This window comes from Streptomyces hebeiensis (assembly GCF_052983195.1).
Map to the genome: position 1 here is coordinate 814,282 of NZ_CM129812.1, position 15,218 is coordinate 829,499.

The window sequence follows — 15,218 nt, forward strand, 5'->3', positions numbered from 1 at the left end:
GGGAAGATTCCCGGCCTCCGTGCGGTTGGCGCCACCGTGAACAGCTTCGGAGTGCGGGCACAGGCGCGGACGCGGACGCAGGAGGTGCAGGCACTGCCTGTGCCGGCACAGGCGGTGCCTGCACAGGCGGCACGGACGCGGCCACCACGCACGCAGGCGGCACGGGCGGACACACGGCCGCACGTGGCGCCGCGGGTCGGGCCCGGGGTGCGCAGCATCGATGTCGTGGTCATCGGCGCCGGGCAGGCGGGCCTGTCCGGCGCCCACCATCTGCGGCGCTCCGGGCTCGAGCCCGACCGGGACTTCGTCGTGCTCGACCACGCCCCGCGCCCGGGCGGCGCCTGGCAGTTCCGCTGGCCGTCGCTGACGTACGGCAAGGTGCACGGCATGCACGCGCTCCCCGGCATGGAGCTGGTCACGGGCCCGGCCGACGACGACCGCCCGTCCGCCGAGGTGATCGGGGCGTACTTCACGGAGTACGAGCGGCGGTTCGGGCTCCGTGTCCACCGGCCTGTCGAGGTGTCGGCCGTCCGCGACGACGGGCGCGGGGGACCCACGGCGGGCGGCCGGCTGCTGGTCGAGACCTCCGAGGGGACCTGGGCCGCCCGGGCCCTGATCAACGCCACCGGCACCTGGGACAGACCCTTCTGGCCGCGCTACCCGGGCCAGGACGTCTTCCGGGGCCGCCAGTCGCACACCGCGGACTACCGCGGGCCGGCGGAGTTCGCCGGGCTGCGGGTGGTCGTGGTGGGCGGCGGCGCGTCCGGCACACAGCATCTGATGGAGATCGCGGAGGTCGCGGCCGAGACCGCCTGGGTGACGCGCCGGCCGCCCGTCTTCCGCGAGGGCCCGTTCGACGAGGAGCGGGGACGAGCGGCCGTCGCGCTCGTCGAGGAGCGGGTACGGAACGGGCTACCGCCGCGCAGTGTGGTGTCGGTGACGGGGCTGCCGTTGACGGATGCCGTCCGGCGGGCCCGGGCGCGGGGCGTCCTGGACCGGCGCCCCATGTTCGACCGCGTCACGGAACACGGGGTGCACTGGCCCGACGGCACCACCTTCGACGCCGACGCCATCGTCTACGCCACCGGATTCCGCCCCGCGCTGGGGCACCTCGCGCCCCTTCGGCTGCGCGAGGCGGGCGGCGGGATCCGGATGGCGGGCACACGGGTCGTCCACGACCCCCGCGTCCACCTCGTCGGCTACGGTCCCTCCGCCAGCACGATCGGCGCGAACCGGGCGGGCCGGGCGGCCGTGCACGAGATCGTCCGGCTCCTGGCACCCGCCGCCGGAGGCGCACCGGACGGCGCGGAGAACACACGGGGGAACGGCGAGAACGTCGGCACGGGGAGCGCCGCCTGAACACCCGTTCCCCGGCTATGCCTCCGCCTCCCGGGCGACCGTCCGCCTCCCGGCCGCTCCGTGCGCGCCGTCGCCACTCCCTCCACGGTCCTCCGCGCGGGTCATCCGGGGCCGGCCGCGCCCCTGCGGTGGGCGTTGAACTCCTCGACGTTGCGCCGGTGGTCGGCGTACCGCGTGGTGAAGCGGGTGTCGCCGGGCTTCACCGTGACGAAGTACAGCCAGTCCCCGCGTGACGGATTGAGCGCCGCCTCCATGGCCTCCTCCCCCGGATTCCCGATCGGCGTGGGCGGCAGGCCCTTGTGGGCGTAGGTGTTGTAAGGGCTGTCGGTCTTGGTGTCGTGGTGCGTGGTGTCGAGCGTGGAGCGGCCCAGCGCGTAGTTGAGGGTCGAGTCCATCTGCAACGGCATGCCGAGGGCGAGCCGGTTGTGCACCACCCGCGAGACCTTGGCCATGTCGGCCGCTGTCCCGGCCTCCGCCTGCACGATGCTGGCGATGGTGACCGCCTGGTACCCCGTCACACCGCTCCGCTGGAGGCCCGCGCTGATCCGGGCCCCGCCGAACCGCTGGTTCGCGGTGTTCACCATGTAGCGGAGCAGTCCGGCCGGGGTCGTCGCCGCGTGGATCGGGTAGGTGGCCGGGAAGAGATAGCCCTCCGGGTTGCCCCGCGCGGCCTCCGGAAGGGCGAGCTCGGTGGTGTGCACCGCCTTTTCGGTGGTACCGCCGGGTACCCGGAGGACCTGGTCGACGGAGGCGTACACCTGGACGGCACGCCGTCCTTCTGGCACGAGCAGGGTCTTCGTGCGCGGCTCGGCGGCGTCCTGCGCCTCGTCCCCCAGCAGGACGGGCACCAGCACGGCCGAGACAGCCGCGAGCGCCGCCGTCACCAACAGGGCCAGCCGGCCGCGGCGCGTCAGCCGGGGTCGCCGACCGCGCCGCCGCGCCCCCGTCGGCCCGCGAGGCTCGTTCGTCATGGGGCGCACGCTAACCCGGTGTGATCATCGATCCGGGCACCTGAGGCGCGGGCGACACGGACGGCATACGGACGGCACAGGCGAAGGCATACGGACGGCTCACGCGCCGCCCGGACAAGCACCGTCCCGGACCGCGCCGGACCGCCCCGGGCCGGCCCCATCGCCCCGGACCGCGCCGGATCGGCCCTGGACCAGCCCGGACCGCCCCGGACCGCTCCGGATCGGCTCTACGGTACGACCGGTGCCAGGTCGCCGGGGGTTCGTGCCGTACCGGACGCGGGCGCCCGGCCGTCTCCGGCGCCTCCCACGACCTCCGGCTCCGCGCCTTCCCCGGCTTCCGTTTCGGATACCTCTGCCGCTTCCGTCCCGGCTTCCGCTTCCGCCGCCGTTCGCGCGGGCCTGCTGTCCCTGCGGACCAGGGCCGCGTAGCGTCCGTCCCGCCGCATCAGTTCCTCGTGCGTGCCTCTCTCCGCGATCCGCCCCGCGTCCAGGACCACGATCTGGTCCGCGTCCCGGATGGTGGAGAGCCGGTGCGCGATGGTGATCGTCGTACGCCCCTCGGAGAGCGCGTCGATGGCCCGCTGCACGGCCTGCTCCGTACGGGTGTCCAGGGCGCTGGTCGCCTCGTCCAGGATCAGCACGGGCGGGTCGCGCAGGATGGTGCGGGCGATCGCCAGCCGTTGCTTCTCACCGCCGGAGAACCGGTAGCCGCGCTCGCCGACCAGCGTGTCGTAACCGTCGGGCAGGGCCGCGATGTGGTCATGGATCTGAGCGGCCCGGGCAGCCGTCTCCAACTCCTCGTCGGTGGCGTCCGGCTTGGCGAAGCGCAGGTTCTCCGCGACGGATGCGTGGAAGAGGTACGTCTCCTGGGACACCACGCCGACCGCCCGGGACAGGGTCGCGAAGCCGAGGTCACGGACGTCCACGCCGTCGAGCAGCACCCGGCCGCCCGTCACGTCGTACAACCGGGGCACCAGATAGCTGAGCGTCGACTTCCCGGAGCCGGTGGGGCCCACGACGGCGAGGCTGCCGCCGGCCGGGACCGTGAGGTCGACCTCCTGGAGCGTCGGTGCGTCCTTGGAGTCGTAGGCGAAGTCGACGCCGTCGAACCGGACGTCGCCGCGGACCGTGCCGAGGGCGACCGGCCGCTCCGGCTCGGTGATCTCGACGGGCAGATCGAGGTATTCGAAGATGCGCTGGAAGAGCGCGAGCGAGGTCTGCATCTCCACCCCTGTGGAGAGCAGACTCACCGCGGGCCTGAACAGTCCCTGCTGGAGCGAGACGAACGCGACGAGCGTGCCGATGGAGACGGCTCCGCCGTCGGTCTGCAGCGTGAGGCCCGCCGCCCAGTAGATGACGGCGGGCATGGCCGCCATGACGATCCCGATGGTCGACATCCGCCACCGGCCCGCCATGTTGGAACGGACCTCCAGGTCGACCAGCCGCTCGGACTCGTCCGCGAAGGACTTCGTGAGCGAGTCGGCGCGGCCCATCGTGCGTCCGAGGAGGATGCCGCTCACCGAGAGCGATTCGGTGACGGTGGCGGCCATGGCGGCCATCTGCCGCTGGCGGTCCGTGGTGATCCTCTTGCGCTCCCGGCCCACCCGGCGGCTGATCCAGACGAACACGGGCAGCAGGAGCATCGACACGGCCGTGAGCCGCCAGTCCAGGGCCAGCATGGCCACGATCGAGGCGACGACGGCGGTGAGGTTGGAGACCAGGGAGGTCGCGGTGGAGGTGACGGTCGCCTGCATGCCGCCGATGTCATTGGCGATGCGGGACTGGACCTCGCCCGTCCTGGTCCTGGTGAAGAAGGCGAGCGGCATGCGCTGGAGCTGCGCGTAGACGCCGGTGCGCAGGTCGTGCATGACCCGCTGGCCGACCGTCGTGGAGATCAGCGTCTGGAGCACGCCGAAGACGCTGGTGACCACGGCGGTGAGGATCATGCCGAGGGCGAGCAGGCTGAGCAGGCCCGTACGGCCCTGCGGGATCGCGGTGTCGAGGATCTCGCGCAGCATGAACGGCGAGACGACCGAGACCAGCGACGACGCCGCGACGAGCAGCCCGACGAGCGCCAGCCGGCCGCGGTAGGGACGGAACAACCGGAGGATGCGCCGTACCTGGGCGGGCGGCTCCGGCCGGTCCGGCGGCCCTGGTCGGGGCGAGGGCGTCCAGGAGGATGTCGTGTGTTTCATGGGCTCCTTCGAAGAGCGGAGGGGATCATACGGACGGAAACCGGCGCACGGCGAGCATAGCGACTGTTACCTATGTTCACAATGAACCACGTCCTGATATTGTTCCCGTCATGACCACCCCCGACGCCGACGGCATGCTCGCCGAGCAGTTGCTGCGCCTGACCCGCAGGCTCCACCGCCTCCAGAGGCAGCAGTTCGAACCGATCGGCGTCACCCCGGCCCAGGCCCGCCTGCTGCGGACCGTCGCCTGTTACGACCGGCCGCCGCGCATGGCCGATCTCGCCGCCCGCCTCGAAGTGGTCCCCCGTGCCGTGACCTCGCTGGTCGACGGCCTGGAGGCGAGCGGACTGGTGCGCCGCGCGCCCGATCCCGCCAGTCGCCGGGTCGTACGGATCGAGCTGACCTCGAACGGCCGGAGCACGCTGCGCTCCCTGCGCACGGCGCGCCGGTCGGCGGCCGAGGACATCCTGGCCCCGCTCACCCAGGAACAGCGCGAGGTGCTCGGCGGCCTGCTGGACACGCTGATCGGCCCGGGCGCCGAGCGCTGACGTCACGGCGCCCGCCGCCGTCCCTGCCCCCGACCCCTGAACCTGCCCCGCCCCTGCCCATGGCCCCTGCGCGGGAGACTCCTGGCTCGATCCGGCTCATTTCTCGGAAAACCGATTGCCCCGACCGGTCGCGGGAGCGAACCTTGCACGGTTTGAGCCACTCCACGAGTCATGGGACATCATGCAGATTCGCGACCTCCCCTATGCCGATCCCGGGACTCCCGACGCCCGGTCGGGCCCCAGGTTCCTGCTGTGGCTCGGGCGCAACCAGCTCGGCGGTCAGCTCAAGGCCGTGTGCTGGGGGCTGCTGCACTTCGCCGGTATCGCCGGGCTCTCGGTGGGCGCCGGGCTCGCCGTCCAGGCGGTGGTCGACCGCTCGGGCGGCCGGCTCGCCGTGGCCGGCGGGTTCATCGCGCTGTGCGGCGCGGCCATCGCCCTCGGCGACACCATGCTGCACCGCGTCGCCATCACCAACTGGATCACCGCCGCCGCCCGTGTCCAGCAGCTCCTGGCCCGTAAGACCGCCGAGTTGGGCGCGGCGCTGACCCGACAGGTCGCGGCCGGAGAGGTCGTCGCGGTCTCCACGGGCGACGTCGAGAAGATCGGCTGGTTCGTGGAGGCGCTCTCGCGCTTCGCGGCCGCCGTCATCGCGATCGCGCTGATCTGCGTAGGCCTCGTCGTGTACGTGCCCGAGCTGGGAACGCTGGTCGCGATCGGCGTGCCCGTACTCGCCGTCGCCGTACTGCCGTTGCTCCCCCGCGCCACCAAGCGGGCCGACGTCCAGCGCGAGAAGGCCGGCAAGGCCACCGAGCTGGCCTCGGACACCGTCGCGGGACTTCGGGTACTGCGCGGCATCGGCGGCGAGGAGCTGTTCCTCGGCCGTTACCGCGCCGCCTCCCAGGAGGTGCGCGAGGCCGCCGTCCGCAGCGCCCGCATGTGGTCGCTGATCTCGGCGGTCCAGGTCCTGCTGCCGGGAGCGCTGCTGATCTCGGTCATCTGGTACGGCGCCCGCCTCGCCCTGGACGGCGGTATCGAGGTCGGCGGTCTGGTCACCGTCTACAGCGCCGTGACCCTGCTGCTCTTTCCCCTGCGCCACTTCGAGGAGATCGCGATGGCGTACTCCTTCTCCCGCCCGTCCGCCAAGCGGGCGGCCCGGGTCCTGTCGCTGGAGCGGACGGCGTACGAGGACGAGCGCGGCGGCCTGGGCCGTGTCGAGGCCGGCGCGCCGCCGGCCGGCGATCTGTACGACCCCGTCACCGGGCTGCTCGTACCGTCCGGGCGGCTGACCGCCGTCGTGTGCGGCGACCCGGACGCCGCGGGGCGGCTCGCCGACCGGCTCGGCGGCCATGCGGCCGAGCCGGTCAGGAGCGCGTCCGTGCTGCTCGGCGGGGTGGCGCTGGACGACCTCCCGCTGGACGCGGCGCGCGGCGCCGTCCTCGTCCAGGACAAGGACCCGGTCCTGCTGTCCGGGACGCTCGCGGAACTGCTGGACGTGCCGTCCTCCGGGGACGTCGCCCCGGAGAGGGCGCTCGCCGCCGCGCAGTGCGGGGACGTGCTCGACGCGCTCGTCCAGGCGTCGGTGGACGGCAGCGGCGACCCCCTGCGGTCCCCGATCACCGAGCGGGGCCGCTCGCTGTCCGGCGGCCAGCGGCAGCGGCTGGCGCTGGCCCGTTCCCTGGTCACCGACCCCGAGGTACTGGTACTGGACGAGCCGACGTCCGCGGTGGACTCGCACACCGAGGCGCGCGTGGCGCGGGGCGTGAAAGAGCTACGGGCCGGACGCACGACCGTGGTGTTCACCTCCTCGCCGCTGCTGCTGGAACACGCGGACCGGGTCGCGTTCGTGCACGAGGGCACGGTCACGGCGGCGGGGCCGCACCGCGAACTGCTGCGCGCCGAGCCCGCCTACCGCGCGGTGGTGACGCGCGAGACCGAGCCGGAGGAGCGCACGGAGGGCGAGCGGCGCGCCGAGCGCGAGCACCGTGTCCGGGCGCGTGCCGAGCGCGCCCGGGGCGGCGAACACACCACCGGGGTCGGCACGCTCGACGCCCTGGACAGCGCGCTCGACGACGGACTCGCCGAAGGGTTCGGCGCCGGCCGCACCGGCGGCTTCTCCGGCGAACACGCCGGCACGCGGGACGACGAGCGCACCGACGGGCTGAGCGACCGGCACCACGGCGCTCCCCATGCCGGACAGGACGACCCGCGCGCCGGACAGGACGGCCCCCGCGCCACGAACAGCGATCCCGGAAACGGGGCCCGCACCGGACACGACGACAGCCCCGCCCCGGCCACGCCGAGGGCTCAGGAAGAGATCGAGGAATCAGCATGATCGGCGTGGCGCCACCCGCCCACGACCCGGCGGCCCCGGAGTCCGCGACGACGCTGCCCGTCGGCACCCCGGCGACCGTCCGGGCCTACGTCGGCTCGCTGCTGCGCCGGCACCGTACCGCCTTCGCCCTGCTGATCACCGTGAACGCCGTCTCGGTGATCGCCTCGATGGTCGGCCCGTACCTGCTCGGCGGCACCGTCGAGGAGCTGGCCGACGGCGCGCGCGACCTGCGTCTGGAGCGGACCGTCGCGATCTTCGCGGTCGCGCTGGTGGTGCAGACCGTGTTCGTCCGGCTGGTACGGCTGCGCGGGGCGATGCTCGGCGAGGAGATGCTCGCGGATCTGCGCGAGGACTTCCTCGTCAGGTCGGTCGGCCTGCCGCCCGGCGTGCTGGAGCGGGCGGGCACCGGCGATCTGCTGTCCCGTATCACCACCGACGTGGACCGGCTGGCGAACGCCATGCGCGAGGCCGTGCCGCAGCTCGCGATCGGCGTCGTCTGGGCGGGGCTGCTGCTCGGGGCGCTGACGCTCACCGCGCCGCCGCTCGGGCTCGCCGTGCTGCTGGCCCTGCCGCTGCTGATCGTGGGCTGCCGGTGGTACTTCAGGCGGGCGCCGTCGGCGTATCGCTCGGAGGCCGCCGGGTACGCGGCCGTGGCCGCCGCGCTCGCCGAGACGATCGACGCCGGCCGGACCGTGGAGGCGCACCGCCTCGGCGCCCGGCGGATCGCGCTGTCGGAGCGGCGGATCAAGGAGTGGACGGCCTGGGAGCGGTACACGCTGTGGCTGCGGACGGTGCTGTTCCCCGTCATCAACCTCACCCATACGACGATCTTCCTGGCCGTGCTGGTGCTCGGCGGGTCCTTCGTGCTCCAGGGCTGGATCACGGTCGGCCAGTTGACGACGGGCGCGCTGTTCGCCCAGATGCTGGTGGACCCGGTCGGAATCATCCTGCGCTGGTACGACGAGCTCCAGGTCGCGCAGGTGTCGATCGCCCGGCTGGTGGGCGTACGGGACATCGAGCCGGACGCGGGCGACGCGTCGGTGGTGCCGCACGGCCGGCACGTCAGCGCCGACGAGGTGCGCTTCGGCTACCGCGCGGGCGTCGACGTCCTGCACGGGGTGACGCTGGACGTCCGTCCGGGCAGCCGCGTGGCGCTGGTCGGCCCCTCGGGGGCCGGGAAGTCGACCCTCGGACGGCTGCTCGCCGGCATCTACGGGCCCCGGTCCGGCCGGGTCACGCTCGGCCGGGCGGAGCTGTCGAGGATGCCGGCCGAGCGGGTGCGCGAGCAGGTCGCGCTGGTCAACCAGGAACACCACGTGTTCGTCGGCTCACTGCGCGACAATCTGCTGCTGGCCCGTCCGGGCGCCGGGGACGCCGAGCTGTGGGCGGCGCTCGGCGCGGTCGACGCGGACGACTGGGCACGAGCGCTGGAGGAGGGGCTGGACACGGCCGTCGGCTCCGGCGGCACGGCGCTGACGCCGGCCCAGGCGCAGCAGATCGCGCTGGCCCGGCTGGTCCTGGCGGATCCGCACACGCTGGTGCTGGACGAGGCGACGTCGCTGCTCGACCCCCGGGCGGCCCGCCACCTGGAGCGGTCGCTGGCCCGGGTGCTGGAGGGCCGTACGGTCGTGGCGATCGCCCACCGGCTGCACACGGCGCACGACGCGGATGTGATCGCGGTGGTGGAGGACGGCCGGATCAGCGAGCTGGGCAGCCATGACGAACTGGTCGCGGCGGACGGCGCGTACGCGGCGCTGTGGCGTTCCTGGCACGGCTGAGGCGGATTGGCAGGGGCCGGCCCGGTGCGGGGCCGGCCTCCTGTGCGCCTCCCGGGCGGCCCGCCGCGCGCCCGCCGTCCGGCCGGAGCGGGGGCCCGCCTCCGGTGGCCGGACCCCGCACCTCCTGGGCCGCCCCGCGTACTGCCCGGCCCGCCCGGGCACGGGCCCGGCGGCTCAGATGAAGCCCAGCGCCGCCGCCCCGCCTATGCCGCCGAGCAGCATGAACACCGGCATGAGGACCTTCACCTCGACCCAGGCGCCGGCCCGGAACCGCATCGCCTTCGGCGGGCCCAGCGGGTACCAGCGCTTGCGGCCCACGGGGATCGGCCAGAGGATCGGGCAGCCGGAGACCGTCAGCGCGTCCCCGATGTCGTGCACGAGCGCGCCCAGCACGATCGGCAGGCCGAGCCAGAGGTACTCCTGGCCCGGCTCGGTGAACAGCCAGCTCGCGCCGTTGCCCGGCTCGTCCAGGATGCCCGCCAGCATCCACGCGCTGGACGCTCCGAGCAGCCAGACGAGGATGTCGCTGGAGACCCGGGCGGCCCGCCACAGCAGTCCCTCCACCGCGAGCACCATGTGCACGAAGAGGATGGCGAGGACGCCCCAGCGCCCGCCGGTGTACGCGACCGCCGAGGCGCCGGCGCCGATCAGGACCGCCCAGACCCAGGTGTGCGTCAGCGTGCGGTGCCCGCCGCTCCTGCGCGGGTCGCCGGGCTTCCTGGTCGCCTTGTAGACGGCGTAGGACAGTTTGTCGACGACCTCGCAGAGCGTCTTCGATATGGGTCCGAAGGCCCGTGAGATCGTCGCGGCCTTGTGGTCGAGGTCCGGGGCGAGCGCGGCGCCCGCGCAGATGAGGGCCCCGGCGACCAGGACCGGCCATGGCATGCCGTGCCCGGCGGCGGAGGCCGCGGCACCCACCCCCAGCCAGGCCGCCGCTCCCGACAGAGAGTGTGCCGGTCCCATCATGGTCGTAACCCGCCCCCATGCAGTTGTCGTGAAGCCCCGTGGTGAAGCCCGATGCGGTGAAGCCCCGCGCGGTCGGGCGCGGTTGCCCCCGCAGCGTATCGCTCATGATCTTCGCCTCGGCCGCCGGTTCCCTGATCGGGCCGGAAGGAAGGCAAGATGGGGGGCGTGACCCTTATCGATCAGCTGCCGCAGGACGCCGACCCCGATGCCCTCTTCGAGGCTTTCTCCTCCTGGGCCGAGGGACAGGGCATCACGCTCTATCCGGCCCAGGAGGAGGCGCTGATCGAGGTGGTCTCCGGCGCGAACGTGATCCTCTCCACGCCCACCGGTTCGGGAAAGAGCCTGGTCGCGGCGGGTGCGCACTTCACCGCGCTGGCCGAGGACAAGGTCACCTTCTACACCGCGCCGATCAAGGCGCTGGTGTCGGAGAAGTTCTTCGACCTGTGCAAGCTGTTCGGCACGGAGAACGTCGGCATGCTGACCGGCGACGCGTCCGTGAACGCCGACGCCCCGGTGATCTGCTGCACCGCCGAGGTGCTGGCGTCGATCGCGCTGCGCGACGGCGCGGACGCGGACATCGGCCAGGTCGTGATGGACGAGTTCCACTTCTACGCGGAGCCGGACCGCGGCTGGGCGTGGCAGATCCCGCTCCTGGAGCTGCCGCAGGCCCAGTTCGTCCTGATGTCGGCGACGCTCGGCGACGTCTCCCGGTTCGAGGAGGACCTGACCCGCCGCACCGGCCGGCCGACGTCGGTCGTACGGTCCGCGACCCGGCCGGTGCCGCTGTCGTACGAGTACCGCCTCACCCCGATCACCGAGACCCTGACCGAGCTGCTGGAGACCAAGCAGTCCCCCGTCTACATCGTGCACTTCACGCAGGCCGCGGCCGTGGAGCGGGCGCAGTCGCTGATGAGCATCAACATGTGCTCGCGCGAGGAGAAGGACAAGATCGCGGAGCTGATCGGCAATTTCCGCTTCACGACCAAGTTCGGCCGCAATCTCTCCCGGTACGTGCGCCACGGCATCGGCGTGCACCACGCGGGCATGCTGCCCAAGTACCGCCGCTTGGTGGAGAAGCTGGCCCAGGCCGGTCTGCTCAAGGTCATCTGCGGTACGGACACGCTCGGTGTCGGCGTCAACGTGCCCATCCGCACGGTGCTGTTCACGGCGCTGACCAAGTACGACGGCAGCCGCGTGCGGACCCTGCGGGCGCGGGAGTTCCACCAGATCGCGGGCCGGGCCGGACGCGCGGGCTTCGACACGGCGGGCTTCGTCGTGGCGCAGGCGCCGGAGCACGTCGTGGAGAACGAGAAGGCGCTGGCGAAGGCGGGCGACGATCCGAAGAAGCGGCGCAAGGTGGTGCGCAAGAAGGCGCCCGAGGGCTTCGTCGCCTGGTCGGACACGACCTTCGAGAAGCTGATCGCGTCCGATCCCGAGCCGCTGACCTCGCGGTTCCGGGTGACGCACACGATGCTGCTGTCGGTGATCGCCCGGCCGGGCAACGCCTTCGAGGCCATGCGCCGGCTGCTGGAGGACAACCACGAGCCGCGCAAGCAGCAGCTGCGGCACATCCGGCGGGCCATCGCCATCTACCGCTCGCTGCTGGACGGCGGGGTGGTGGAGCGGCTGGACACCCCGGACGCGGAGGGCCGTACCGTCCGGCTGACCGTCGACCTTCAGCAGGACTTCGCGCTGAACCAGCCGCTGTCCACCTTCGCGCTGGCCGCGTTCGAGCTGCTGGACCCCGAGTCGCCGTCGTACGCCCTGGACATGGTGTCGGTGGTGGAGTCCACGCTGGACGACCCCCGGCAGATCCTCGCCGCCCAGCAGAACAAGGCGCGCGGTGAGGCGGTGGCCGCGATGAAGGCGGACGGGATCGAGTACGAGGAGCGGATGGAGCGGCTCCAGGACGTTTCGTACCCCAAGCCCCTGGAGGAGCTGCTCGTTCACGCCTACCACACCTACCGCACCAGCCACCCGTGGGTCGGTGACCATCCCGTCTCGCCGAAGTCGGTGATCCGGGACATGTACGAACGGGCCCTGTCCTTCACCGAGTTCACGTCCTTCTACGAACTGGCGCGGACCGAGGGCATCGTGCTGCGCTACCTCGCGAGCGCGTACAAGGCGCTGGAGCACACCATCCCGGACGACCTGAAGTCGGACGACCTGGAGGACCTTATCGCCTGGCTGGGCGAGATGGTCCGGCAGGTGGACTCCAGTCTGCTGGACGAGTGGGAGCAGCTCGCCAACCCGGAGGAGGAGACCGCCGAGGAGGCCCAGGAGAAGGCCGACCAGGTCCGTCCGGTCACGGCCAACGCCCGGGCCTTCCGGGTCCTCGTGCGCAACGCGATGTTCCGCCGGGTCGAACTGGCGGCGCTCGACAAGGTCGGGGAACTGGGCGCGCTGGACGCCGAGTCGGGCTGGGACGAGGACGCCTGGGCCGAGGCGATGGACGGGTACTGGGACGAGTACGACGATCTCGGCACCGGCCCGGACGCCCGCGGCCCCAAGCTGCTGGCCATCGAGGAGGACCCGGCGCACGGGCTGTGGCGGGTCCGGCAGACGTTCGCCGACCCGAACGACGACCACGACTGGGGCATCAGCGCGGAGGTCGACCTGGCGGCCTCCGACGCGGAGGGCGTGGCGGTCGTACGGGTCACCTCCGTGGGCCGGCTGTGAGCCCTGCCGGACAGGGCCGTGAAGCGGGCCCGGCCCGGATCCAGGACCGGGACCTGGGCCGGGACGCTGTCCAGGACCACTGGCAGCACGAGACGCGATCAGCACTTCCGCACCATGGAGAACTGCGAATATGACGAATCCTGCCGAGAGACTGGTCGATCTGCTCGATCTGGAGCGGATCGAGGTCGACATCTTCCGCGGGCGCAGCCCCGAGGAGTCCCTGCAACGGGTCTTCGGCGGGCAGGTCGCGGGCCAGGCCCTGGTCGCCGCCGGCCGTACGACCGACGGGGAGCGCCCCGTCCACTCGCTGCACGCCTACTTCCTGCGGCCGGGGCGACCGGGCGTGCCGATCGTCTACCAGGTCGAACGGGTCAGGGACGGCCGGTCCTTCACCACCCGCCGGGTCACGGCCGTCCAGCAGGGCCGCACGATCTTCAATCTGACGGCCTCCTTCCACCGCCCGGAGGAGGGCGGCTTCGAGCACCAGCTGCCGCCGCGCCTGGAATTCCCGGACCCCGAGACGCTGCCCACCGTGGCGGAAGAGGTGCGCGCGCACGTGGGCGAGCTGCCGCAGCCGCTCGAACGGATGGCCCGCCGGCAGCCGTTCGACATCCGGTACGTGGACCGGCTGCGCTGGACCCGGGACGAGATCGAGGGCGCGGACCCGCGCAGCGCCGTGTGGATGCGCGCGGTGGGACCGCTGGGTGACGACCCTCTGGTGCACACCTGCGCGCTGACGTACGCCAGCGACATGACGCTGCTGGACGCGGTGCGCATCCCGGTCGAGCCACTGTGGGGGCCGCGCGGCTTCGACATGGCGTCGCTCGACCACGCGATGTGGTTCCACCACCCGTTCCGCGCGGACGAGTGGTTCCTGTACGACCAGGAGTCGCCGATCGCGACGGGCGGCCGGGGGCTGGCGCGGGGCCGGATCTACGACCGGGAGGGGAAGCTGCTGGTGTCGGTGGTGCAGGAGGGCCTGTTCCGCAAGCTCACCGGCTGAGGTCCGACGTCGTGGCGGCGGGGCCGGGCGGACACGTCGGGGTCCCGGTCGGCGTCGGGGGTTTGGGCGACGTCCGGAATCCGGTCGGTGTCCGGGGCCGGCTCCCGGGGCGGCTCCTCCGCGTCACGGGCCGGCTCTCGGCGCGGATCCGGCCGTAACCAGTCGGTCAGTGCCCACCACCAGTGCAGCGTGCTCAGCGGCGCGGACGGCCCCCCTGAACGACCCGCCGACAGGCCCGCGTGCGGCTCGGCCTCCGGGCTCTCGGCCAGTGGCTCGCCCGTCAGCTCCTGGAGCCGGCCGAGCCGGTAGCGAACGGTGTTGGGGTGGGTGAACAGGCTCGCCGCCGTCCGGTCCAGGCGGCGCCCGTGGTCGAGGAACGCCAGGGCGGTACGGGCGAGTTGACGGTGGAAGTCGTCCGACGGGTCGAGGGCCCCCAGGAGTCGGCCGCTCAGGTAGGCGCCCAGCAGCGGCTGGTCCGCCAGCGCGATCTCGCCCGCGAAACCGGTGAGTTCGTACGGTCCGGGCCGCCGCCGGTGTCCGCCGGTCTCCAGGGCGCGGACGCAGAGCCGGTAGGCCGGTCGCAGCTCGTCCAGGGCGACGGCCGGCGAGACCACCACCAGCGCGGCGGCCCCGACCTCCTCGCTCCTGGGCGGCCGTGGCGACAGGCCCACCAGCCGCCCCTCGACCAGCCCGAAGACATCGCCGAGCACGGCGAGCCGCCGGCCGAGCCGCCGGGCGCGCGCCGGGTCCCGGGCGTCCGTCACCAGGCAGTGACGCGCCCGGTCCGGTCGTATCCCGGCCCGCGTCAGCTCCTCCGGGGCCGGTACCGTCCCGCCCACCAGTAACCGCCGCAGCAGCCTCGTCCGGATCTCGCCCGTCGCCCGCGGCCCGACCCGCTCCGCGGCGCGGTATCCGTGGATCACCTGGCGCTCGACCGCGTCGCCGTACTCCTTCAGCCGCAGGACCGCGCCGAGGAGCGCGTCCTGCGGCACCCCGGCGGACCGGCAGCGGTCGACGGTGATCTCTATCGCACGGGTGAGGGCGGCCTGGACCCCGCGCAGGACCGCGGTCATCGGCACGCCCTGCCCCGCCCGGTCCGCCCCCAGGAGGGCGGCGGCCGCGAAGTTCTCCTCGTCCACCCGGTCGACCCCGTCCACCCGGTCGGACGCGCCGAACCAGTCCCCCGCCGCGGCGACCAGGGCGGCGACATGACGGCGGGTCTCCGCCTCGGTGAGCTGGTGGGCCACCTCGGGCGAGCGTCCGCGCGCCGCGCGGACGAGTTCGCCCCGTACGTCCGCGTCGAGGGCCATGGCCCGCAGGATCCCGGCGACCGGCTCGCGCTGAGGGGTGACGGTCAAGGCCTCGCCCTTCCGACGCTTCCGACGTA

Annotated in this window: 10 protein-coding genes; 6 read left to right on the top strand and 4 right to left on the bottom strand. The window is 73.1% G+C overall.

All coding sequences use genetic code 11. The features are described 5' to 3' along the window. Positions 1 to 207 precede the first annotated feature (207 nt). Complete coding sequence (locus ACU6P3_RS03470) at positions 208 to 1,359, top strand: NAD(P)-binding domain-containing protein (RefSeq protein ID WP_447197753.1); 1,152 nt, start codon at positions 208 to 210, stop codon at positions 1,357 to 1,359. 101 nt (positions 1,360 to 1,460) lie between these two features. Here ACU6P3_RS03470 and mltG read toward each other — a convergent pair whose 3' ends face one another. Both mltG and ACU6P3_RS03480 read right to left on the bottom strand, forming a co-directional pair. Further along, a complete protein-coding gene (mltG, locus tag ACU6P3_RS03475; protein ID WP_447195859.1) occupies positions 1,461 to 2,330 on the bottom strand; it encodes an endolytic transglycosylase MltG in 870 nt (289 codons plus the stop codon). A gap of 227 nt (positions 2,331 to 2,557) precedes the next feature. After that, positions 2,558 to 4,525, bottom strand: coding sequence for an ABC transporter ATP-binding protein (locus ACU6P3_RS03480; RefSeq protein ID WP_447195860.1), 1,968 nt, complete (start codon positions 4,523 to 4,525; stop codon positions 2,558 to 2,560). Between the two features lie 110 nt (positions 4,526 to 4,635). Here ACU6P3_RS03480 and ACU6P3_RS03485 point away from each other — a divergent pair, with 110 nt between their 5' ends. The 3 genes from ACU6P3_RS03485 (at position 4,636) to ACU6P3_RS03495 (ending at position 9,183) form a co-directional block, all read left to right on the top strand. Beyond that, on the top strand, positions 4,636 to 5,073 hold the full coding sequence (locus ACU6P3_RS03485) for a MarR family winged helix-turn-helix transcriptional regulator (RefSeq protein ID WP_447195861.1): 438 nt from the start codon (positions 4,636 to 4,638) through the stop codon (positions 5,071 to 5,073). Positions 5,074 to 5,254: 181 nt separating this feature from the next. Beyond that, positions 5,255 to 7,405 carry an ABC transporter transmembrane domain-containing protein gene (locus tag ACU6P3_RS03490; RefSeq protein WP_447195862.1) on the top strand — a complete coding sequence of 717 codons (2,151 nt, stop codon included), beginning with the start codon at positions 5,255 to 5,257 and terminating at the stop codon, positions 7,403 to 7,405. Further along, a complete protein-coding gene (locus ACU6P3_RS03495; RefSeq protein WP_447195863.1) occupies positions 7,402 to 9,183 on the top strand; it encodes an ABC transporter ATP-binding protein in 1,782 nt (593 codons plus the stop codon). Before ACU6P3_RS03490 ends, ACU6P3_RS03495 begins: the two co-directional genes overlap by 4 nt. 174 nt (positions 9,184 to 9,357) lie before the next feature. On the opposite strand, the gene ACU6P3_RS03500 is transcribed toward ACU6P3_RS03495, so the two are convergent. Beyond that, on the bottom strand, positions 9,358 to 10,149 hold the full coding sequence (locus ACU6P3_RS03500) for a metal-dependent hydrolase (protein WP_030743242.1): 792 nt from the start codon (positions 10,147 to 10,149) through the stop codon (positions 9,358 to 9,360). Between the two features lie 165 nt (positions 10,150 to 10,314). Here ACU6P3_RS03500 and ACU6P3_RS03505 point away from each other — a divergent pair, with 165 nt between their 5' ends. Continuing rightward, the gene (locus ACU6P3_RS03505) at positions 10,315 to 12,828 is read left to right on the top strand and encodes a DEAD/DEAH box helicase (RefSeq protein ID WP_030743239.1); all 2,514 of its coding nucleotides are present in this window, start codon (positions 10,315 to 10,317) and stop codon (positions 12,826 to 12,828) included. 130 nt (positions 12,829 to 12,958) lie between these two features. Further along, entirely contained in the window at positions 12,959 to 13,831 is an 873-nt protein-coding gene (locus ACU6P3_RS03510) for an acyl-CoA thioesterase (protein ID WP_447195864.1), read from the top strand. Here ACU6P3_RS03510 and ACU6P3_RS03515 read toward each other — a convergent pair. Next, on the bottom strand, positions 13,762 to 15,189 hold the full coding sequence (locus ACU6P3_RS03515; protein WP_447195865.1) for a PucR family transcriptional regulator: 1,428 nt from the start codon (positions 15,187 to 15,189) through the stop codon (positions 13,762 to 13,764). The two genes, ACU6P3_RS03510 and ACU6P3_RS03515, sit on opposite strands and share 70 nt — an antisense overlap. Between the last annotated feature and the right edge of the window lie 29 nt (positions 15,190 to 15,218).